Genomic DNA, 20363 nt, shown 5'->3' with positions numbered 1-20363 from the left:
CGCCGGATCCTCGCAGCTCACCGCGGGTCGCCGGCCCCGACACCGCCGCAGGCGACACACCGTCCACCGACTGGCCCACAATGACCCGGTGAACGACCTCGCCCCCCTCCTCACCCCCGAGGGCCGTGCCCTCCTCGACGAAGTGCGCGGCACCGCCCCCGCGGAAGAACTCGCCGTCGCCACCCGGCTGCGCCGCACCCACCCGGCCGGCCTGGTCTCGGCGGCCCTCGGCCAGGCCCGGCTGCGGCAGCGGGCGGCGGCGAAGTTCGGCGCCGAGGACGCGGACCGGATGTTCTTCACGCCGAACGGGGTGGAGCAGTCGACCCGGGCGAGCGTGGCGGCGTACCGCGCCGGGCGCTTCACGGAGCTGGGCGTGCGGTCGGTCGCCGACCTGTGCTGCGGGATCGGCGGGGACGCGATCGCGCTGGCGCGGGCCGGGATCCGGGTACTGGCGGTGGACCGGGACCCGGCGACGGCGGCGGTGGCCCGCGCCAACGCCGAGGCCCTGGGCCTCGCGGACCTGATCGACGTACGGGAGGCGGACGTCACGGAGGTCGACACGGCCGGCTTCGACGCAGTCTTCGTCGACCCGGCGCGACGCGGCGGCCGGGGCCGGATCTTCGACCCGGAGGCCTACTCGCCGCCCCTGTCCTGGGCGGTCCGGGCGGCCCTGAAGTCCCCGCACGCGGCGCTGAAGGTCGCCCCCGGCATCCCCCACGAGGCCGTGCCCGCCGAGGCCGAGGCGGAGTGGATCTCGGACGGCGGGGACGTGAAGGAGGCGGTCCTGTGGTTCGGCACCGCACCGGCCACGGTCCGCGCGACCCTGCTCCCGGGCCCCCGCACCCTCCTCGGCCGCGGCCTGCCCGACCCCCGAGTCCGCCCGGTGGGGCGTTACTTGTACGAGCCCGACGGCGCCGTCATCCGCGCCCACCTGGTCGCCGAGGTCGCCGAGGAACTGGACGGGGGCCTGATCGACCCCACGATCGCGTACATCACCGCGGACGATCCGCACACGACCCCGTACGCGACGCCGTACGAGATCACCGACCACCTCCCCTTCAACGTCAAGAAGTTGAAGGCGCTGCTGCGGGAGCGGGAGGTCGGGATCCTGACCGTGAAGAAGCGGGGGTCGGCGGTGGAGCCGGAGGAGCTGCGCAAGAAGGTGAAGCCGCAGGGGCGAAACGAGGCGACGGTGTTCCTCACTCGGGCCGCCGGGGCGCCGGTGATGCTGATCGGCCGTCCCGTATGACGGAGATGGGCTGCACGGTGCCGTCGCGCAGGACCCGCACCCGGGCGCGCCGGCTCGCCTCGTAGGCATGGTGGTGGGCCTGGGGGAAGTGCATGCTGCCGAGGTCGCCGCCGGGCAGGAAGCGGACCAGCCAGGCGACCGCCTCGACGCCTTCGGCGGCGGTCGCGGCGGCCGTCAGGAGCTTCTCGTAGTCCCTGCGCAGGGTGCCGAATCCCGCGCTCGGGGTGCTCTGGAAGTACCGGAAGACCGCCTCGGCCCGCGAGGACGGGATGCGGTTCGGGATCTCGTAGGTCCCGAGGTGCACACCGCTGCTGAGCCGGTGCAGGCAGTCGTCCACTTCGTCCTCGGGGGAGAAGGCGTACAGCCAGTCACGCGCCTTCTCCCCGTCGGGGCTGGGCAGATGGACTCGGTCCCGCAGGTCCTCGACGATGCCCGCGACGCCGTACGGCACGAGCACGGAGACCAGACGGTGCGGGGTGGAGACGGTCTCGTCCAACTCCTCCTGACTGGTCCAGCGGTCCAAGAACACCACGTCGCCGTTGACCACCGCCGTGCGGATGACGTCGAGGCCCACCGGCACACCCCACGCGGCCAGCGTCGCGGAGGCGGCCACCCGCAGGCTCGCGTCGGGGTGGCGGACGAAACCGTCGAGCTCTCCGGGGTCGCCCGGGCTCTCGTCCAGGCATTCGAGAGCCAGGCAGCGCGCCTGGATCGTCACGGTGTTGTCCCGGACCAGGGCGAGCAGTTCGTCCCGCGGGGCGCGCCCGTGCCCCTCGGCGATGTGGTCCCGTACCGCCTTCAGCAACGCCGTGCCGCTGCCCATGGACCGGAACCTGTTCAGCAGGGTTCGTACGCCGGCCTCGCCCGCCGCGTCCAGATACGCTCCGGCCACGTCCTCGTCGTCGAGCGGCCGCTGGAGGAGATCGAGCAGCCGCGCGGCCGTACCGGGGTCCCGGGTGTCCTTCAGCGCGTCCCGCACCGCCGCCGCGACGACCTCGAACCACGACAGGCCCGTACGCCGTTCCAGCGCCTGCAGGAAGACGTCGGCGGGCGCGCCGGCCTGGCCCAGCGCCCGAACGACCGTGGCGATGCTCTTGGCCGCCGACCAGGTACCGCGTCGGGATCCGTCCGACACATGCCTCAGCCTGCGCTCCAGTTCCGCGCGCAGCGCCGGTACGGCGGCCTCCACCCGCAGGGCGCCCAGGGCCGTGATCAGCGCCTCGCGGAGATACGGCACGGAATCGACACCGCCCAGCGAGAACGCGCCCAGCAGGCGTTCCCCGACCCGCCGCCCGCCGTGCGCCTCCAGCGCCTGGATCAGCGCCAGCCGTGCTTCCCCGTCGCGCTGGTCGTCGCAGATGTACGCGATGGCCTCGTCCAGTTGCTCGTCCGACCGCGCCACCCCGACCAGGGCCTCGGCCGCCCGGCGCTTCTCGTCCAGGTACAGGGAGTCGCCCAGCAGATGCCAGACCGTGGCCACGATCTCCCGGCGCAGGGCCACGTCGGCCACGCGCGGGCTCCCGGTCAGGCAGCGCGCCGCCAGCAGCAGGTCGGTGTGGAAGAGGTCGTCGTCGGGCAGCAGGAGGAGTCCGCGGCCGTCCGTACGGGGCTCGTCGGCTTCCAGTTGCAGCAGTCCCGACAGCAACGGCGAGGCGTCCGGCAGCGATCCCGCCAGCAGCAGGATCACCTCCTCCCACCACGGGTCGTAGCGCGCCGCCACCGCCTGCTCGATGCCGTCCGCGCCCCGCTCCAGCAGCGCGGCGGCGGTGAAGTGCTCCTGGAGGGTGAGGTGGAGGAAGCCGTACCAGCCGTGCGCCTGGGGCTTGAGCAGGCCGTACTGGGCGGCGATCTCGTCCAGGATCGCGCGGCTGTCCTCCGGGGCGAGATCGATGGTCGGCAGGAAGCGGGCGATCTGGTCGAGGAGGTCGTCCTCGGGGAAGTAGCGCAGGCCGCGCCGGTGGTAGTGGCGGGCGATCTCCTTGAGCAGGTCCTGTTTGCGGTCGGTGGTGAAACGGCTGTACCTGGAGATCTTGCGGTGGGCGTCCCATTCGCGCAGCAGGACCTCCACGCAGCGCTGGTACAACGCGGCCCGCCGCTCGGGCAGTTCGAGGTCCCGTTCGTAGACGATCGCGATCAGGCTGAGCAGCAGCGGGTTCGCGGCCAGCGTCTGGAGCCGGCCGTTCGCCGACAGGGCACGGACCAGTCCCGCCCGGCGGCGGTCGCCCGGACCGAACCAGTTGGCGACGAAGGTCTCGATCTGCGGCCATTCGAAGTCCAGCGCCTCCAGCACCTGGAACTGCGGCAGCCCGCCCCGCCAGCCCTGGCGACGGCAGGTCGTGGCGATCGGCGCCCGGGGAAACCTCGTGGCCAGCCGGGCCAGTTCGGCGGTGACACGGTGATAGGCGCTCTCCGCCTCCCGCGCGCTCTCCCCGCCGAGTACCTCATCCAGACCGTCCAGCAGCAACGCGGCGCTGCCGTCGGCGAGTTTCTCCACGATGTAGTCGCGGGCGTCCTCGAAGCCGTACTGATCCGCCCAGTACTCGGCGAGATGATCCAGCAACGACTCGTGACCGCTCTCGACGAACCGGAACAGCTCGACGTACGCGGGAAGCACGGGCAGCGACTCGCGCTCGGACTGCGTGGCCATGCGGAGCGCCAGGTGCCGCAACATCGTCGTCTTTCCGGCGCCCGGGTCCCCCACGACCACGATGCGCCGGTACCGCTGGAGAGCGTCGACGGGCGTGTACGTGTGGACGGCCCCCTGGGTCTCGGCGGCGGCCCTGGCCTCGGCGCGCTCCGCCTCCGTACGCCAGGACCGGCGCTCGGAGTCGGCGCGGTGGAGCTGGCGCTCCAGTTCGTCCGCCGAAAGGAACCGCAACGGCTGCTGCTCCTGCACTCCCACCTGGACGTAGAGCCGCTCCAGGCGCAGCGGCCGGGACATGTCCAGGATCCGCAGCGTCGACAGCTCCTGGACCAGCCGTCCGCAGTACGCCGCCGCCCCGGCCTCCAGCGTGCTGCGGCGGGCCGCCACCCGTTCCGCCGCCCGTTCCTGCTCCTGCTCGGCCTCCCGGGCCTCACGTCGGCGTTCACGTTCCGTCAACTGCCGTTCGTGGTCCCACTCCTGCTCTTTCAGCCGCATCTGGGCCGCCGTCTCGAGCCGGATCTTCTCCCGCTCCAGGCTCTGCACCCGCTGCATCTGCCAGATCGCCACCGTCGCCGCGACCATCGCGACCAGCAGCCCGCCCAGCGCCGTGACGACCGACGCGCCGTCCAGTGCGAGGTACTCACCCGAAGCCCACCACGAACACGACAGCGACACAGGCCCCCCTGCCCCTCTGCGTCCCCCTATGTACCTCTGTTGATTCTGACAGCGACGGCGGCCGGTGAAACCCCTTGGGCGAAGCCTCAGTCGGCCGCTCTGCGCAGCAGCAGCTCTCGCTCCCGGGCGTTGCGGGTCAGCGCCGCCGCCCGGGCGAACTCCGCGCGTGCCTCCGTCGTACGGCCCAGGCGGGTGAGGAGGTCGCCGCGGACGCTGGGGAGCAAGTGGTAGTCGCGCAGGGCCGGTTCGTCGGTGAGGGCGTCCACGATCGCCAGGGCCGGGCCCGGGCCCTCGGACATGGAGACGGCGACCGCGCGGTTGAGTTCGACGACCGGGGACGGGGTGCGTACGGCGAGCAGGGCGTAGAGGGTCACGATGCTCGGCCAGTCGGTCTCGTCGTAGGAGTGGGCGTGCGCGTGGCAGGCGGCGATGGTGGCCTGGAGGACGTACGGACCGGGGGCGCCGGTGGCGGTGGCGTCGGCGCGGGCGAGGGACTTGATGCCGCGGGCGATGAGCATGCGGTTCCAGCGGCCGCGGTTCTGGTCCTTGAGGAGGACCGGTTCGCCGGAGGGGCCGGTGCGGGCCGCCGCGCGGGAGGCCTGGAACTCCAACAGGGCGGCGAGGCCGTGCACTTCGGGTTCCTTGGGCATCAGGGCCGCCAACACGCGGGCCAGGCGCAGGGCGTCCTCGCAGAGGGAGGGGCGCAGCCAGTCGTCGCCGGCCGTGGCGGCGTAACCCTCGTTGAAGATCAGGTAGATGACGTCCAGGACCGAGCCGAGGCGGGCCTCGCGGTCGGGGCCGTAGGGGACCTCGAAGGCGATGTTCTTCGTGGCGAGGGTGCGTTTCGCGCGGACGATGCGCTGGGCGACCGTCGGCTCCGGGACGAGGAAGGCGCGGGCGATCTCCGCGGTCGTCAGGCCGCCGAGCAGGCGCAGGGTGAGGGCCGTGCGAGCCTCGGCAGAGAGCACCGGGTGGCAGGTGGTGAAGACGAGTCTGAGGAGGTCGTCGTCGATGTCGTCCGGGTCGGCCGGCTCCTCCGGCGGGACGGTCGTGTCCAGGCTGCGGCCGATCTCGGCGAGCTTGCGGGCGTAGGTGTCCCGGCGCCGGATCAGGTCGACGGCGCGGTTGCGGGCGGTGGCCATCAGCCAGGCGCCCGGGTTGTCGGGGACGCCGTCCCGGGGCCACTGCTCCAGCGCCGCGACCAGGGCGTCCTGAGCCAGCTCCTCGGCGATGCCGACGTCACGGACGACACGGGTGACGCCGGCGACGACCCTGGGCGACTCGATACGGAAGACGGTCTCGATGGCGTGACGGGGGTCGGCGCCGGCGGGGGTGTCGGCTACGGCGTCGGCGGGGGGCTGTGTGCTCACAGCCCCCCATTCGACACCCCGTACGTCCCCCCCGGCCAGGGAACGGCGGGCTCAGCCCTCCGCGATCTCGCGGACCTCGCAGGTCACCGTCCAGAACGGCTCGTGCACCTTCAGGAAGCGCTTGGTCCACTCCAGGGCCTCGGCCTTGTCCTTGCACTGCATGAGCGCGTACCCGCCGACGACCTCCTTGGCCTCGGTGAAGGGCCCGTCGGTCACGGAGATCTCGCCGCCCTCCCAGCGCACCCGCGTCCCCTGCGCGGACGGCGTGAGCCCGGCGGTGTCCAGCATCACCCCGGCCTTGGTGATCTCCTCGATCAGCTCCCCCATCCGCTGCATCAGCTCGGCGCTGGGGCCTTCGGCGGGCGCGGTCTTCTCGTCGATCTGCACGAGGGAGAGGTAACGCGGCATGGTGACTCCTCAAGGGTTCGGAGGCCGGTTCTTCCGGCCTCTCACCCCTGCGTCGATCGGGGAACGCCCGGATCGACACCCGCCCTGAAATTCCCCGAAGATTTTTTTCTCACCTCAGCGCATCACTTCAGCGCCTCACTTCAACGACTCCCACAGCTCCCCCGCCGCCGGCTCCTTCGCGACCACCCGGTTCGGGTTCGAGGGCGCGGTGACGACCGGCATGGTCACGGTCTTCACGTCGGCGGCCGACAGGCCCTTCAGGCTCTGGCCCAGTTCCATCAGTTCGGTCAGGGAGTCGAGGCCCGTGTCCGTGGTGAGGCTGTCGGTGACCGCGTCGGCGACGGTGTACAGCTTGGCCGGGTCGGTGAGCAGGTTCGTCGAGGAGATCTGCTCCAGGAGGGCCTTCACCAGCTTCTGCTGGAGGCCTATGCGGCCGAGGTCGCTGCCGTCGCCTATGCCGTGCCGGGTGCGGGCGAGCGCGAGGGCGGTCTTGCCGTCGAGGTGGTGGGTGCCGGCCTTCAGATTCAGATGGCTGTCGGAGTCGGAGATGTCCTCGTCCGTGGTCACCGTGACCCCGCCGAGCGCGTTCACCAGCTTCGCGAAGCCCGAGAAGTCGATCTCGATGTAGTGGTCCATGCGGACGTTCGTGATCGACTCGACCGTCTTGACCGCGCACACCGGCCCGCCCACCGAGTAGGCGCTGTTGAACATCGCGTTGTAGGCGACCGCCGTGGAGCCGCCGTCCGCCAGCGGGCAGGAGGGGCGGGTGACGAGGGTGTCGCGCGGGATGCTGACGACCGTCGCGCTGCTGCGGCCCGCGTCGATGTGCACGACCATCGCGGTGTCGGAGCGGGCGCCGGTGCTGCTGCCGCCGCCGAGCGCCTTGTTCTCCTTGCCGCTGCGCGAGTCCGAGCCGAGGACCAGGATGTTCACGGAGCCGGTGGGCAGTGGGGTGGCGGAGGCGGTGCCGGAGGGGGTGGGGGTGACGACGGCCTTGGCGGGCCGGTCGTCGCCGAGCGCGCTGTTGATGTCGACGCTCTTGATGTTGCTGTTGAGATGCCAGTACACCCAGCCGCCGGCGGCGCACCCGGCGACCAGCACACCCGCGAGCGCGAGGCCGGCGACCTTCAGTATTCGGGGCCGCCGGCCCGCTCTTCTGCCCTCGTCGTCTCCTGTCACGGGCAGGAACATAAGTCCGAATTATTACGGGCAGGAACCACCCGACCCCATTACTTCGGAAATTCTCAGACTTCTCATCCCAACGTCACGGAGGGCACCGGGTTGTTTCCGCTCCAGGACGCGTTGAACCCGAAGGTCACCGAGCCGCCGGAGGGCACCGTCCCGTTGTAGGAGGCGTTGGCGCAGCTGACGGCCGCCCCGGTCTGGGTGCAGGTGGCGTTCCAGGCCTGGGTGATCTGCTGCCCCGCGCCGAAGGTCCACACCGCCTTCCAGGAGGACAGCGCGGCACCCGAGCAGGAGATCGTCACCTGGCCGGTGAAGCCGGTGTTCCACTGGCTGGTCACGGCATAGGCGGCGGTGCAGCCGTCCGTAGAGGGACCGCTGCCGCCCAGCGCCTCCGCGATCGCGTAGTACGCCGGTTTCGGCGCGTAGTTCTCGTCGTACGGCGTCGCCGCGCCCTGTCCGGGGAACGTGCTCGGCACCCAGGAGTCGGAGTCGGTGAAGCCCCACACGGTGACGCCGGCGCAGCGCGTGACCGCCACGCACGCGTTCATGACCGCCTTGTAGTCGGCGGCCTGCTGGGCGAGCTTGGTGCTGTCGGACGGCAGCGTCATCCGGATGTCCAGCTCGGTGATCGCCACGTCCACGCCGAGGCCGGCGAAGCGCTGGATGTTCTGCTGGAGGGTGGCGGGCACCTGGCCGAGGATCAGATGGGCCTGCAGACCCACGCCGTCGATCGGAACCCCTTGCTCCTTGAGGGACTTGACCAGGTTGTACAACGCCGTGCTCTTCGCGTTGACGCCCTCGACGTTGTAGTCGTTGATGTAGAGCCTGGCGGCCGGGTCGGCGGCGCGGGCGGCGGTCAGGGCCTGGGCGATGTAGCCGGTGCCGAGGCCGTTGTACCAGAGGGTCTGACGGTAGGTGCCGTCCTCGTTGAAGGGCTCGTTGACGACGTCCCAGGCCGCCAACCGCCCCTTGTACCGGCCGACTTCGAGCGCGATGTGGTCGTTGAGGAGCGTGCTCAGCTGGGCCGCGGTCCAGGTGCCGTTCGTCAGCCAGCTCGGGTTCTGGCTGTGCCAGACCAGGGTATGGCCGCGCACCTGCTGGCCGTGGGCCTCGGCGAAGTTCACGATCTGGTCGGCCTCGGCCCAGTTGTAGCTGCCGCGGGTCGGCTCGACCGAGCCCCACTTCATGGCGTTTCCGGGGGTCAGCGAGTTGAACTGCGCGCCCGCGAGGTCGCCGTAGGACCCGGTGAGCTTGGACCCGGTGACCGCCGTCCCGATGACCTTGCCCTTGGCGGCGGCGAGGTCACGCAGGGGCGTGTCGGCGGCGTGCGCGACGGGGGCCGCCGCGAGGAGCGCGCCCAGGAAAAGCAGCGGTAAGCCTGTTCTCAGAGATCTCATGCGGGTGCCTCCGAAAGTTTCGGCCTTACAACCGATTGGCTTCGGAGGAGTGTGGGCGCAGGCACACCACCCGTCAAGGTCACCCACCCTCAGGGGCGCGGGGAACTGCGCGACCAGCCACAACGCACCCGCACCCGCGAATCAGCCACCAGCCACAGCCGTGCTACTGCGCACTACCAGGCTCGTCGCCAGCTCCACCCGCGTCGCCGCAGACATGGCGTCCTCGCGGCCGAGGTCGAGCACCAAGCGAGCCGCCGCCTCGGCCATTTCCGTGAGCGGCTGCCGTACGGTCGTCAGCGGCGGCCCCACCCACGGCGCCACCGGCAGATCATCGAAGCCGACGACGCTCAGGTCTTCCGGGATCCTCAGACCCAGCTCACGCGCGGCCTCGTAGACACCGAGCGCCTGCAGGTCGTTGCCGGCGAAGACCGCGGTGGGCCGGTCCGGGCGGCGCAGCAGCTCCAGGCCCTGGCGGTAGCCGGTCTCATGGTGGAAGTCACCGGCCATGATCAGTCCGGGGTCGACCGGCAGCCCGGCGGTCTCCAGGGCGGCCCGGTAGCCGTCGATACGGGCGCGGCTGCACATCATCCGGGAGGGCCCGCTGATCGCGCCGATCCTGCGGTGGCCGAGCTCGACCAGGTGCCGGGTCGCGGCGAGCCCGCCCTGCCAGTTGGTGGCGCCGATCGAGGGCACGTCGGCGCCCGGGTCGCCGGCCGGGTCCATCACGACGAAGGGGATGGACCTGCTGCTCAGCAGCGCACGCTGCGACTCGTCGAGGCCGCTCAGCACGAGGATCACGCCGTGCGGGCGACGCGCGGCGACCTGGTCGGCCCAGGTCCGCCCCGGCGTGAGCCGCCCCGCGCTCTCGCTGAGGACCACGCTGAGCCCGGTGTCCCGCGCCACGTTCTCCACGCCCCGGATGACCTCCATCGCCCACGCGCTCTCCAGCTCGTGGAAGACCAGGTCGATCAGGGGCGAGCGGCTCGCCTCGGCGCGTCGGCGCCGGTAGCCGTGCGCGCGCAGCAGGTCCTCGACGCGGCTGCGGGTCGCGGGGGCCACGTCCGCACGACCGTTGAGGACCTTCGAAACTGTCGGCGCCGAGACGCCGGCCTCCCGGGCGATCTCGGCGAGCGTGGCGGTCTGTGCACGGTTTCCGGCGGCCTCGGAGGGTGTCATGGCGGCGATCGTATCCCTGCGTGCCCTCTTGACGAACCTTCCGCACCGCCCTAGGTTCCCAAAACATTCGGATTACATGTCGAAACATTCGCTAGAGGTCGTCGACCAACAGTCGAACCGACAGGAGTTTCATGACCACCTCGCCCTGGCGTGACCCCGCCCTGCCCGCCTCCGACCGCGTCGACGACCTGCTCTCCCGGATGACCCTGGAGGAGAAGACCGCCCAGTTGTACGGCGTGTGGGTGGGCGCCAGCGCCGACGGGGACGGAGTCGCGCCCCTGCAGAGCGAGATGGCCGCCGGCTTCTCCGACGATGATTGGGCCGAGCTGATCACCCACGGGCTCGGCCAGCTCACCCGCCCCTTCGGCACCGCCCCGGTGGACCCGGCGCTGGGCGCGCAGGCGCTCGCCCGCGCCCAGCGCCGTATCGCCGAGGCGGGCCGCTTCGGCATCCCGGCGCTCGCCCACGAGGAGTGCCTGGCCGGCTTCACCACCTGGCAGGCCACCGCCTACCCGGTCCCGCTCGCCTGGGGCGCGAGCTTCGACGCCGGCCTGGTCGAGGAGGTGGGCCGGGCCATCGGCCGCGACCTGCGCGCGGTCGGCGTCCACCAGGGCCTGGCCCCCGTCCTGGACGTGGTCCGCGACCCGCGCTGGGGACGGGTCGAGGAGACGATCGGCGAGGACCCCTACCTGGTCGGCACGATCGCCGCCGCGTATGTGCGGGGCCTGGAGTCGACGGGGGTCGTCGCCACGCTCAAGCACTTCGCCGGGTACGCCTCCTCGGCGGGCGCCCGCAACCTCGCCCCCGTGCGCGCGGGCGTCCGGGAGTTCGCCGACATCACCCTCCCGCCCTTCGAGTTCGGCCTGCGTGAGGGCGGCGCCCGGTCGGTGATGGCGGCCTACAACGACATCGACGGCGTCCCGGCCTCCGCCGACCCCGGCCTGCTCAGCCAACTCCTGCGCGAGGAGTGGGGGTTCACCGGCACGGTCGTCTCCGACTACTTCGGCGTCGGCTTCCTCAAGAGCCTGCACCGGATCGCCGGCACCGAGGCGGGCGCGGCGCACGCGGCCCTCGACGCGGGTCTCGACGTCGAGCTGCCCACGGTGAAGTGCTACGGCAAACCCCTGCTGGAGGCGGTCCAGGCGGGGCAGGTCCCGGAGGACCTGATCGACCGGGCGGCCCGCCGAGTCCTGCTCCAGAAGTGCGAGTTGGGCCTCCTGGACGAGGACTGGGACCCGACCCCGGCCGAGCGCGTCGACCTCGACTCGGCGGCGAACCGCGCGCTCGCCAGCAGGCTGGCCGAGGAGTCGGTGGTCCTCCTCGACAACCCCGACGGCCTGCTCCCGCTGGCGCCGGACACCCGGATCGCGGTGGTCGGACCGCGCGCCGCCGACGCGCTGGCCATGCTGGGCTGCTACTCCTTCCCCTCGCACGTCCTCACCCACCACCCCGAGATCCCGATGGGCATCGAGATTCCCACGGTCCTGGAGGCGCTGCGGGCCGAACTCCCCGACGCCAAGGTCACGTTCGCCGAGGGCTGCGGGGTGGACGACCCCGACACCGGCGGCTTCGAGGAGGCGGTGGCGCGGACGGCCGAGGCGGACGTCTGCGTGGCGGTGCTGGGCGACCGGGCGGGTCTGTTCGGACGCGGCACGTCCGGCGAGGGCTGCGATGTGACGGACCTCCAACTCCCCGGTGTACAGGCGGAGTTGCTGGACACCCTGGTGGCGACGGGCGTCCCGGTCGTGCTGGTCCTGCTCACCGGCCGCCCCTACGCGCTCGGCCGCTGGAACGGTCGGCTCGGCGCGGTCGTACAGGCCTTCTTCCCGGGAGAGGAGGGCGGCCCCGCGGTCGCGGGCGTGCTGTCGGGCCGGGTCAACCCGTCCGGCCGCCTGCCGGTGAGCGTCCCGCAGGTGCCCGGCGGCCAGCCCTGGACCTACCTCCAGCCGCCGCTCGGCCTCGCGGGCGAGGTCAGCAGCGTGGACCCGACCCCGCTGTACGCCTTCGGACATGGCCGCTCCTACACGGAGTTCACCTGGTCCGACTTCGCTGGCACGGCCCCCGAGCTCACCACCGACGGCACGTACGACCTCGCCCTCACGGTCCGCAACACCGGCGACCGGGCCGGCGCGGACGTCATCCAGCTCTACCTCCACGACCCGGTCGCCTCGGTGACCCGCCCCGACGTCCGCCTGATCGCCTACCAGCGCCTGGAGCTGTCCCCGGACGAGTCCCGCAGGGTCACCTTCCACTTCCACGCGGATCTTTCGGCCTTCACCGACCGTTCCGGCCGAAGGGTGGTCGAACCGGGCGCCCTGGAACTACGGTTGGCGGTGTCGAGCGCGGACGTCCGGCACACGGCCCGCATCGAACTCACGGGTCCAGTGCGGGAGTTGGGGCCAGATCGGCGGCTGCGCTGCGAGACGGAGGTGTCGGACGCGGGGTGAGCGGCCCGGTGCCGGGAGCGCACGGGGGGGGCGATGATCCGGTACGTCCATCACGAGTTACGGATGGCCATCGCCGCGTGGTGTGCGCTGGCCATCACCACGGCGGTCGTGTTCGCGGTTCGCGGGTCGTCGTTGCTGCGCGAGAGCTGGTGGGACACCTTCGGCATGGTGGCGGCGGTCCTGGTGCTGTGCCTCGCGCTCCGGGCGACCCGCGTCCCCGTGCTCGGCATGGTGCGGGAGCTGGAGACGGCGCTTCCCCGGCACGTCCCCTACGGCTACTGGCCGACGGACCGCTTCACCCTGCTCCAGCCCCAGTTCCACGGTGCCATGCTCGCCTTCGCCGCCGCCCCCGTGGCCGTGGTGCTGCCCGTGTCCCTGCTGTGGGAGCCGTACCTGATCGCGGGCCTGTTGTACATGTTCCTCGACCCGCTGAGCCGCGGCCTGGTCGGCGCCCGTCACGAGCGCCGGCACGGCGTACTGCTGTGGCTCGGCCGCAAGGGCAGGGACCCGGCGGAGTACTACTACACGCCCGTCACTCCACGCCCACCGACTCGAACCGCCACCGATGGACCGCCCGGGTGACCAACTCCCCTTCGGGCTCCGGAAGTTCCGGCAGATCTGCGTCATAGGGCGCGTCCCACCACGTGATGACCAGGACACGGTCCTGCGGTGCGCGGAAGGTCTCGCGCCGCAGGGGTCGTACGGGAAGATCCTGGTAGCGGGCCCAGGCGAGGAGTTCGTCGCCGCGGCCCTCGGCCGCCTTGGCCTCCCACATCAGCGCGACCGTCACGAGTAGAGGTTCTCCTTGCTGACCTCGTGGACGTGGTCGTGTCCCGGGACGTGGGGTTCGGTCACCGGGAGGGAGGAGTCGGCGGAGAGGTCCCAGCTGGAGGCGGGGCGGCCCCGGGCGACCATCTCCGCGCCGAGGGCCGCGACCATCGCGCCGTTGTCGGTGCACAACTTCGGCCGCGGCACCCGGAGTCGGATCCCGGCCTGCTCGCAGCGCTCCTGCGCCAGCGCCCGCAGCCGGGAGTTGGCGGCCACCCCACCGCCGATCATCAGGTGGTCGACGCCCTCGTCCTTGCAGGCCCGCACCGCCTTGCGGGTCAGCACGTCCACGACCGCCTCCTGGAAGGACGCCGACACGTCCCGCACCGGCACCTCCTCACCCGCCACCCGCTTCGCCTCGATCCAGCGGGCCACGGCCGTCTTCAGCCCGGAGAAGGAGAAGTCGTACGCCGGATCCCGCGGCCCGGTCAGCCCGCGCGGGAACGCGATCGCCGTCGGGTCGCCCTCGCGCGCGTACCGGTCGATGACGGGACCGCCGGGGAAGCCGAGGTTCAGCACCCGGGCGATCTTGTCGAAGGCCTCGCCCGCCGCGTCGTCGATGGTCGCGCCGAGCGGTCGTACGTCCGAGGTGATGTCGGTGGACAGCAGCAGCGAGCTGTGGCCACCGGACACCAGCAGCGCCATCGTCGGCTCGGGCAGCGCGCCGTGCTCCAGCTGGTCGACGCAGATGTGCGAGGCGAGGTGGTTGACGCCGTAGAGCGGCTTGCCGAGGGCGTAGGCGTACGCCTTCGCGGCCGAGACCCCGACGAGCAGGGCACCGGCGAGACCGGGACCGGCGGTGACCGCGATGCCGTCCAGGTCCCGCGCGCTCACCCCCGCCTCCTTCAGCGCGCGGTCGATGGTGGGGACCATGGCCTCCAGATGTGCCCGGCTCGCCACCTCCGGCACCACACCGCCGAACCGGGCGTGCTCGTCGACGCTGGACGCGATGGCGTCGGCCAGCAGGGTCGTCCCCCGGACGATGCCGACGCCGGTCTCGTCACAGGAGGTCTCGATGCCCAGGACAAGCGGTTCGTCAGCCATTGATCTCGGTTCCTCGTACGGATGTGGAAGGGTCGGTCAGTCGCATGACCAGGGCGTCGACGTTGCCCGGCTGGTAGTAGCCGCGCCGGAAGCCGATGGCCTCGAAGCCGAAGCGCTCGTAGAGCTTCTGCGCGCGGATGTTGTCGATCCGGCACTCCAGCATCACTTCGGCGCAGTCGAACTCGGTGGCGGCCCGCAGCAGTTCGGTCAGCAGCCGGCCACCGAGTCCGGTCCCCTGGTGGTCCCGGGCGACGGCGATCGTCTGGACGTCCCCAAGCTCGCCGGCGCTGGCGAGCCCCGCGTAGCCGACGATCCGCTCGCCCGACTCGGCGACGAGATAGCGCCGGGTCGCCTCGGCCCCCCGGGCGTGCGCCAGCTCGGACCAGAACATCCCTCGCGACCAGGCGTCCTCGGGGAAGAGGTCCTTCTCCAGTTCCAGCACGGGATCGATGTCCCACCAGCGCATCTCGCGCAGCACAGGAGTCAGGGATGTGGTCACTTGGGCGTGACCACCTTGTAGTTCTTGGGGACCTGGGCGTCGGGCCGGCGCAGATACAGCGGCCGGGGCGCCTCCAGCTCCTCGCCCGCGGCGAGCCGTTCGGCGGCGAGGGAGGCGAGCGCGGCGGCCGACACGTGCTCGGGCCCGCGGGCGTCGGCGAAGGTCTCGGGGTAGAGCAGCGCCCCGGCCCCGACCGCGGGCACCCCCGCGACCTGCGCGGCGATGTCGGCGGGCCGGTCGACGGCCGGGTCGGTCAGCCGGGTGCGCGGGTCGCCGTAGCGGGCCCAGTAGACCTCCTTGCGGCGCGCGTCGGTCGCGACCACGAAGGGCCCCTCGACCTTGGCGGCGTACGCGAGTCCGTCCAGTGTGCACACGCCGTGCACGGGGATCCCGAGGGCGAGCCCGAAGGTGTCGGCGGTCATCAGCCCGACCCTGAGCCCGGTGTACGGCCCGGGGCCGACCCCCACGACGATCCCGGTGACGGCATCCAGCTTCACCCCGCCTTCGGCGAGCACCCGATCGACGGCGGGAAGCAGCAGTTCCCCATGCCGACGAGCATCCACCTGACCGAACGAGGCAACGACCCCCCGCCCGTCATGCAGAGCAACGGTCACGGCAGGAGTGGCGGTATCGACAGCGAGCAAGAGCACGCAAACAGCGTACGGCTCCTGGAGGGTTATAGCGGCCGCAGGCCGCTTCCTGGGGGCGCGGGGAACTGCGCGACCAGCCCCAATGGCGCCGCACCCGACAAACAACCTGCTACCGTCACGACAAATCGGGATCAAGCACTCAAGAGGTGACCCACCGGTGCCCACCAGCAACGCAAGCTTCGTAACCGGTCTCACCGCAACGGCCCTCGCAGCCGTCGGCTTCCTCACCTATCAGGCCCACGCGACGGCCCCCGACAAGACCCACACCGGCACCGTCCCCGCCGCCGTGATCTCAAAGGCCCCGAGAGACAAACAGCACCCCACCGCCCTCCCCCCAGGCACCGGCAAGGGCGAACGCGTCGTCTACTCCCTCGACGACAACCGGGTCTGGCTGGTCGAACAGGCCGACAAGGTCACCCGCACCTTCGCGGTCACCCCCGGCACCATCGACCCCGCTCCCGGCACCTACACGGTCACCTCCCGCTCGGGCGAGATCACCGGCTCCGACGGCACCCTCATCGAACACGTCGTCCGCTTCACCGGCGTGGACGGTCTGGCGATCGGCTTCAGCGCGGCCGTGAAGAAGGCCCCCGCGACCGCCGTCCCCGTCACACGAACCGGCGGCATCCGCGAGTCCCGCGAGGACGGCGAGGCGATGTGGACGTTCGCGACGATCGGCGTGCGGGTCGTGGTGATCCACTGAGTGTGGCTCTACGCGGCCTTGCGCTCGACGACCCGCCCCGTCCCCGGATCCGGCACCCGCGGCGGCGTCGACACCGCGCGAGCGGCCTCGCAGGACGCCAGCAGATCGCGCATGGACACGCCGGCGACGACCGCGTACGGCCGCGGTTCCGGCTTGTTCTCGGTGGCCGACATGGACGCCTCCTGGAGTTCGGGGGCGGGCGTAGTTAGGTAGACCTAACTACAAGCTGGATACCATGTGACCACGCACGTGACACCGAATGCAACATCTTGCCGACGGTTTGTCGGAACGTTCACGGAAATCGACCGACGGTCAAGCCCCGAGCCCGCTCAGGTCGGCGGCGGCCCACCGCTCCCCCAGCCCCGTCAGGGTCACGTGCCGTACGTCGTCGTCGGTGTCCCCGACGGCCCGGTGGATGACGACCTGGAGCCGCTCGTCGGTCAGCTCCTCGACCTTGCCCTCGCCCCACTCCACGACGATCACCGACTCGGGCAGCGAGACGTCGAGGTCGAGGTCCTCCATCTCGTCGAGCCCGCCGCCCAGGCGGTACGCGTCGACGTGGACGAGCGGCGGCCCGTCGCCGAGGGAGGGGTGCACGCGGGCGATCACGAAGGTCGGCGAGGTGACGGCGCCCCGTACACCGAGCCCTTCACCGAGCCCACGGGTGAGCGTCGTCTTGCCCGCGCCGAGCTCCCCACTGAGCATCACGAGATCCCCGGCCCTGAGCAGCTTGGCAAGCTGCCGCCCGAGCTCCGTCATCTGCTCGGGGGAGGTGACGGTGATGTCCAGGTGGCTCGGGCGGTCGATCCGCTCACCCTGGTTGCGCGGTGCTGGTGCTTCCATAGCCGCCCACGGTAGCCCCTGCCGGCACGGCACCCGCACGGGTGAGGAGGTCGGCGAGGCGGTCGGTGACCACTTCCGGGTGTTCCAGCATCACGAGGTGCCCGGCGTCGGGGACGAGGACCAGCTCCGCCGCCGGCAGCAGGGAGGCGATCGCCTCGCTGTGCTCGCTCGGCGTCACCATGTCCCCCACCCCGGCGAGCACCAGCACCGGCTTGTCCGCGAAGTGCGCGAGCGCCTCCGTCTTGTCGTGGTTGTCGAAGGCCGGGTAGTACTCGGCGACCACGTCGATCGGCGTGCCCTCGATCATCCGCTCCGCGAACCGCGCGACGGCCGGGTCGACGTCCCGGGAGGCGAAGGAGTACCGCTTGATGATCCCGGCGAACAGATCGGCGGTCGCCCGCCGCCCCTTCTCCACCAGCTCGGCCCGCTGCCCGAGCGCCTTGAGCACCCCCGGCAGCACCCGCCGTACGGCGTTGACTCCGGCGACCGGCAGCCCGAAGTTCACTTCCCCGAGCTTCCCCGACGAGGTGCCCACCAGCGCCACGGCGACCACCCGGTCCCGGATCAGCTCGGGGTACTGGTCGGCGAGCGCCATGACGGTCATCCCGCCCATGGAGTGCCCGACGAGCACGATCGGCCCCTCGGGCGCCGCCGCGTCGATAACGGCCTTCAGGTCCCGCCCGAGCTGCTCGATGTCGACCGGCACCCCGTCCTGAACCTGCCGTACGCCCCGCGCGGAGCGCCCGTGGCTGCGCTGGTCCCAGTACACGCTGCGCACGACGCCCCTGAGGGCCGCCCGCTGGAAGTGCCAGGAGTCCTGGCTGAGGCAGTAGCCGTGGCTGAAGACGACGGTGACGGGTGCCGGTGCCTTGCGCCCGAACAACCGGCGCCGGCGCGGCGAGAGCGGGGGTACGGCGTCCGGGTCGACGTCGTCGACCTCGTAGTACAGCTCGGTGCCGTCGTCGGCCTGCGCCTTGCCGGGGGTGCCGCGCAGCGCGCCGTAGGGCCCGGTCGAGTCGAGGGCGAGCCGCGCCTTCATGCGCATGCCGCGCCCGACGGTGAGCCGTTCGATGGCCACACCGGCCGCGGCGCCGGCCGCGACCACGCCTATCGCGGCCCCCGCGATCCCGGTGGCCCTGCGCCAGCCACCGCTCGCCGCCCCCGTGGCGGCGGAGGCGACGACCGCCGTGGCGGCGCTCGCGACGGCCTCCGCGCTGCTCTCGCTCACGTACCGCTCCTGTTCACTGGGCCGGATGTTCCGGGTGGTGCCGGGTGGTGCCGGGGCTATGGATGGTGCCCGGGGCTACGGGTGGTGCCGACGCGCCGTTTCGTGCGCGCTCTGTGCGGTTACCCCGCTTGTCACCCCGCTAGTTCCTCGTTCACATAGACGCGGGGAACGCGCGTTCCGATCCGGGTGACGATTTCGTACGCGATGGTGCCCGCGGCCTGCGCCCAGTCCTCGGCGGTGGGCTCGCCGTCGTCGCCGGGGCCGAAGAGGACGGCCCGGGTGCCGTTCGCGGGCTCGTCGCCGCCGAGATCGACGACGAACTGGTCCATGGCGATCTGCCCGGCGACCGTACGCCACTTGCCGTCCACCAGCACCGGCCCGGTGCCGGAGGCGTGCCGCGGGACGCCGTCCGCGTAGCCGACCGGTACCAGCCCGAGGGTGGTGTCGCCCGGGGTGACGTACCGATGGCCGTAGCTGACGCCGTGGCCCCCCGGGACCCGCTTGACCAGGGCGATCGACGCGGAGAGCGTCATCACCGGGCGCAGTCCGAAGTCGGCGGGGGCGCCGATCTCGGGGCTGGGCGAGATGCCGTAGACCGCGACCCCGGCGCGCACCAGGTCGAAGTGGCTCTCGGGGAGCGTGAGGGTGGCGGCCGAGTTGGCGATGTGCCGCACCTCGGGGCGGGCGCCGCGCTGTTCGGCGTACGAGACCATCTCGCGGAAGCTCGTGAGCTGCGCACCGATCGAGGGGTGGCCGGGCTCGTCGGCGCAGGCGAAGTGCGACCAGAGCCCGGTGACGCGGAGCAGGCCCGCGCGCTCGGCGGCGAGGGCCTCGGCGACGAGATCCGGCCAGTCGTCGGGCTGGCAGCCGTTGCGCCCGAGGCCGGTGTCGGCCTTGAGCTGCACGCGCGCGGGGAGGCCGGCCGCGCGGGCCGCCTCGATGACCTCGCGCAGCGCCCACAGCCCGCTCACGGAGACGTCGAGATCGGCCTCGATCGCCTCCCGCCAGGGCCCGCCGGGCGTCCACAGCCAGCACATGATGCGTCCCGGAAGGCCCGCCGCCCGCAGCATCAGGGCCTCTTCGGGGGTGGCGGTGCCCAGCCAGGACGCCCCCGCCTCGACCGCGGCGCGGGCGCACGGCACCGCGCCGTGGCCGTACGCGTCGGACTTGACCACGGCCATGAGCGCGGCACCCGGGGCGAGGCCGCGCAGCGCGCGTACGTTGCTCCGCAGCGCGGCCAGGTCGATCTCCGCGCGGGCGCGCAGGGGTGCGGTCGGGGCGGTGGCTGTCTCGTTCATGGCGTCCCCAGTGTCTCAGAGGGGTCGGTGACTCCCGTTGAGCACGTCCCCAGCGGGGCGGGGAGCACGCCTCACAGTTTGAGACCGTGCCGGGCGAGGTATCTCACCGGGTCGATGTCCGAGCCGTACTGCCGCCGGGCGCGGACCTCGAAGTGCAGATGGGGGCCGGTGGTGCGGCCGGTGCTGCCGCTGTTGCCGATCCGGGTCCCGGCCCTGACCTTCGCGCCGCGCGCGACCGAGATGCGGTTCAGGTGCCCGTAGACGACGTAGTGCGCGTCACTCAGCTTGATCGTCACGGCCTTCCCGTACGACCCCGACCAGCTGGCCAGCACGACGACCCCGGAGCCGACCGCGTAGACCGGGGTGCCTCTCGGTACGGCGAGGTCGATGCCGGTGTGGTAGCCGACCAGCCAGTTGCCGCGCACCTTGTAACGCATCGTCACTTTGAAACGGCGCCGCAGGGGGCGGCTCCAGCGGGCGGCGGCGAGAGAGCGGTCGCCGAGGACCTCCGGGTCGGGGGCGGCCTCCAGCAGTTCCTCGAACTCCTCGTCGTAGTCACTGCCGCAGCTGCCGGCGGAATCCGTGTCCGGGGGCTCCCGGGTCCCTGTGTGCCCCCCGAGAACGGGACTTCCCAGCACGGCGGCCGCTCCCCCGAGCACCTCGCGCCGGGTGGCGCCGCGTATATGTGGCTCATCCATGCGGCCAGCGAAACATCGCCC

19 protein-coding genes are annotated in these 20363 nt (G+C 71.9%); 4 read left to right on the top strand and 15 right to left on the bottom strand.

Translation table 11 applies throughout. The features are described from left to right. Positions 1-88 precede the first annotated feature (88 nt). Positions 89-1249, top strand: coding sequence for a methyltransferase domain-containing protein (locus ABZ896_RS06545; RefSeq protein WP_360922852.1), 1161 nt, complete (start codon positions 89-91; stop codon positions 1247-1249). Here the strand turns inward: ABZ896_RS06545 and ABZ896_RS06540 are convergent. The 6 genes from ABZ896_RS06540 to ABZ896_RS06515 all read right to left on the bottom strand — a co-directional run bounded on the left by ABZ896_RS06540 (position 1200) and on the right by ABZ896_RS06515 (position 10104). Continuing rightward, entirely contained in the window at positions 1200-4568 is a 3369-nt protein-coding gene (locus tag ABZ896_RS06540) for an NACHT domain-containing protein (protein WP_360922849.1), read from the bottom strand. The two genes, ABZ896_RS06545 and ABZ896_RS06540, sit on opposite strands and share 50 nt — an antisense overlap. 86 nt (positions 4569-4654) lie before the next feature. Then, the gene (locus ABZ896_RS06535; protein WP_360922891.1) at positions 4655-5872 is read right to left on the bottom strand and encodes an RNA polymerase sigma factor; all 1218 of its coding nucleotides are present in this window, start codon (positions 5870-5872) and stop codon (positions 4655-4657) included. Positions 5873-5989: 117 nt separating this feature from the next. After that, positions 5990-6346, bottom strand: coding sequence for a YciI family protein (locus ABZ896_RS06530; RefSeq protein WP_360922846.1), 357 nt, complete (start codon positions 6344-6346; stop codon positions 5990-5992). A 135-nt stretch (positions 6347-6481) separates the two neighbouring features. After that, positions 6482-7537 (bottom strand): LCP family protein, encoded by a 1056-nt coding sequence (locus ABZ896_RS06525; protein ID WP_360922844.1) that lies wholly within the window; start codon positions 7535-7537, stop codon positions 6482-6484. Between the two features lie 62 nt (positions 7538-7599). Further along, complete coding sequence (locus ABZ896_RS06520; protein ID WP_360922841.1) at positions 7600-8928, bottom strand: endo-1,4-beta-xylanase; 1329 nt, start codon at positions 8926-8928, stop codon at positions 7600-7602. 141 nt (positions 8929-9069) lie between these two features. Continuing rightward, complete coding sequence (locus tag ABZ896_RS06515) at positions 9070-10104, bottom strand: LacI family DNA-binding transcriptional regulator (protein ID WP_360922838.1); 1035 nt, start codon at positions 10102-10104, stop codon at positions 9070-9072. Between the two features lie 131 nt (positions 10105-10235). Between ABZ896_RS06515 and ABZ896_RS06510 the strand changes: the two genes are divergently transcribed. Beyond that, complete coding sequence (locus ABZ896_RS06510) at positions 10236-12551, top strand: glycoside hydrolase family 3 N-terminal domain-containing protein (protein ID WP_360922834.1); 2316 nt, start codon at positions 10236-10238, stop codon at positions 12549-12551. A 33-nt stretch (positions 12552-12584) separates the two neighbouring features. Further along, on the top strand, positions 12585-13133 hold the full coding sequence (locus ABZ896_RS06505) for a hypothetical protein (protein WP_360922831.1): 549 nt from the start codon (positions 12585-12587) through the stop codon (positions 13131-13133). Here the strand turns inward: ABZ896_RS06505 and ABZ896_RS06500 are convergent. The 4 genes from ABZ896_RS06500 to tsaB are packed head-to-tail and all read right to left on the bottom strand — an operon-like array spanning position 13084 to position 15572. Continuing rightward, positions 13084-13341, bottom strand: coding sequence for a hypothetical protein (locus ABZ896_RS06500; RefSeq protein WP_360922828.1), 258 nt, complete (start codon positions 13339-13341; stop codon positions 13084-13086). The genes ABZ896_RS06505 and ABZ896_RS06500 overlap by 50 nt on opposite strands. After that, a complete protein-coding gene (tsaD, locus tag ABZ896_RS06495; RefSeq protein ID WP_360922825.1) occupies positions 13338-14423 on the bottom strand; it encodes a tRNA (adenosine(37)-N6)-threonylcarbamoyltransferase complex transferase subunit TsaD in 1086 nt (361 codons plus the stop codon). Before tsaD ends, ABZ896_RS06500 begins: the two co-directional genes overlap by 4 nt. After that, positions 14416-14922 carry a ribosomal protein S18-alanine N-acetyltransferase gene (gene rimI, locus ABZ896_RS06490; protein ID WP_360922822.1) on the bottom strand — a complete coding sequence of 169 codons (507 nt, stop codon included), beginning with the start codon at positions 14920-14922 and terminating at the stop codon, positions 14416-14418. The genes tsaD and rimI overlap by 8 nt, the downstream gene beginning before the upstream one ends. Beyond that, on the bottom strand, positions 14919-15572 hold the full coding sequence (gene tsaB, locus ABZ896_RS06485) for a tRNA (adenosine(37)-N6)-threonylcarbamoyltransferase complex dimerization subunit type 1 TsaB (RefSeq protein ID WP_360922819.1): 654 nt from the start codon (positions 15570-15572) through the stop codon (positions 14919-14921). The genes rimI and tsaB overlap by 4 nt, the downstream gene beginning before the upstream one ends. Positions 15573-15729: 157 nt before the next feature. On the opposite strand from tsaB, the gene ABZ896_RS06480 reads away from it, so the two are divergent. Continuing rightward, positions 15730-16275: a hypothetical protein gene (locus tag ABZ896_RS06480; RefSeq protein WP_360922816.1), complete on the top strand. Its 546-nt coding sequence runs from the start codon at positions 15730-15732 to the stop codon at positions 16273-16275. A gap of 8 nt (positions 16276-16283) precedes the next feature. Here the strand turns inward: ABZ896_RS06480 and ABZ896_RS06475 are convergent, their stop codons facing one another. The 5 genes from ABZ896_RS06475 to ABZ896_RS06455 form a co-directional block, all read right to left on the bottom strand. Further along, positions 16284-16448, bottom strand: a complete 165-nt coding sequence (locus ABZ896_RS06475; RefSeq protein WP_360922813.1) for a hypothetical protein — start codon at positions 16446-16448, stop codon at positions 16284-16286. Between the two features lie 139 nt (positions 16449-16587). Further along, positions 16588-17118 carry a tRNA (adenosine(37)-N6)-threonylcarbamoyltransferase complex ATPase subunit type 1 TsaE gene (gene tsaE, locus ABZ896_RS06470; RefSeq protein ID WP_360922810.1) on the bottom strand — a complete coding sequence of 177 codons (531 nt, stop codon included), beginning with the start codon at positions 17116-17118 and terminating at the stop codon, positions 16588-16590. Next, positions 17087-18346: an alpha/beta hydrolase gene (locus ABZ896_RS06465; RefSeq protein ID WP_360922807.1), complete on the bottom strand. Its 1260-nt coding sequence runs from the start codon at positions 18344-18346 to the stop codon at positions 17087-17089. The genes tsaE and ABZ896_RS06465 overlap by 32 nt, the downstream gene beginning before the upstream one ends. A gap of 131 nt (positions 18347-18477) precedes the next feature. After that, a complete protein-coding gene (gene alr, locus ABZ896_RS06460) occupies positions 18478-19644 on the bottom strand; it encodes an alanine racemase (protein WP_360922804.1) in 1167 nt (388 codons plus the stop codon). A gap of 71 nt (positions 19645-19715) precedes the next feature. Further along, complete coding sequence (locus ABZ896_RS06455) at positions 19716-20342, bottom strand: M23 family metallopeptidase (RefSeq protein ID WP_360922802.1); 627 nt, start codon at positions 20340-20342, stop codon at positions 19716-19718. Positions 20343-20363: the final 21 nt, after the last annotated feature.

Source organism: Streptomyces sp. NPDC047072, from assembly GCF_040643855.1.
GTDB lineage: Bacteria > Actinomycetota > Actinomycetes > Streptomycetales > Streptomycetaceae > Streptomyces.
The sequence above is the reverse complement of the archived record's forward strand: the minus strand, read 5'-3'. Positions and strand labels throughout refer to the sequence as shown.

Coding starts and splice junctions, on each gene's coding strand:
- ABZ896_RS06475 (WP_360922813.1), bottom strand. CDS start 16,448: ATGTCGGCCACCGAGAACAAGCCGGAACCGCGGCCGTACGCGGTCGTC.
- ABZ896_RS06455 (WP_360922802.1), bottom strand. CDS start 20,342: ATGGATGAGCCACATATACGCGGCGCCACCCGGCGCGAGGTGCTCGGG.
- tsaE (WP_360922810.1), bottom strand. CDS start 17,118: ATGGAAGCACCAGCACCGCGCAACCAGGGTGAGCGGATCGACCGCCCG.
- tsaD (WP_360922825.1), bottom strand. CDS start 14,423: ATGGCTGACGAACCGCTTGTCCTGGGCATCGAGACCTCCTGTGACGAG.
- ABZ896_RS06510 (WP_360922834.1), top strand. CDS start 10,236: ATGACCACCTCGCCCTGGCGTGACCCCGCCCTGCCCGCCTCCGACCGC.
- ABZ896_RS06515 (WP_360922838.1), bottom strand. CDS start 10,104: ATGACACCCTCCGAGGCCGCCGGAAACCGTGCACAGACCGCCACGCTC.
- ABZ896_RS06520 (WP_360922841.1), bottom strand. CDS start 8,928: ATGAGATCTCTGAGAACAGGCTTACCGCTGCTTTTCCTGGGCGCGCTC.
- alr (WP_360922804.1), bottom strand. CDS start 19,644: ATGAACGAGACAGCCACCGCCCCGACCGCACCCCTGCGCGCCCGCGCG.
- ABZ896_RS06525 (WP_360922844.1), bottom strand. CDS start 7,537: ATGTTCCTGCCCGTGACAGGAGACGACGAGGGCAGAAGAGCGGGCCGG.
- ABZ896_RS06530 (WP_360922846.1), bottom strand. CDS start 6,346: ATGCCGCGTTACCTCTCCCTCGTGCAGATCGACGAGAAGACCGCGCCC.
- ABZ896_RS06505 (WP_360922831.1), top strand. CDS start 12,585: ATGATCCGGTACGTCCATCACGAGTTACGGATGGCCATCGCCGCGTGG.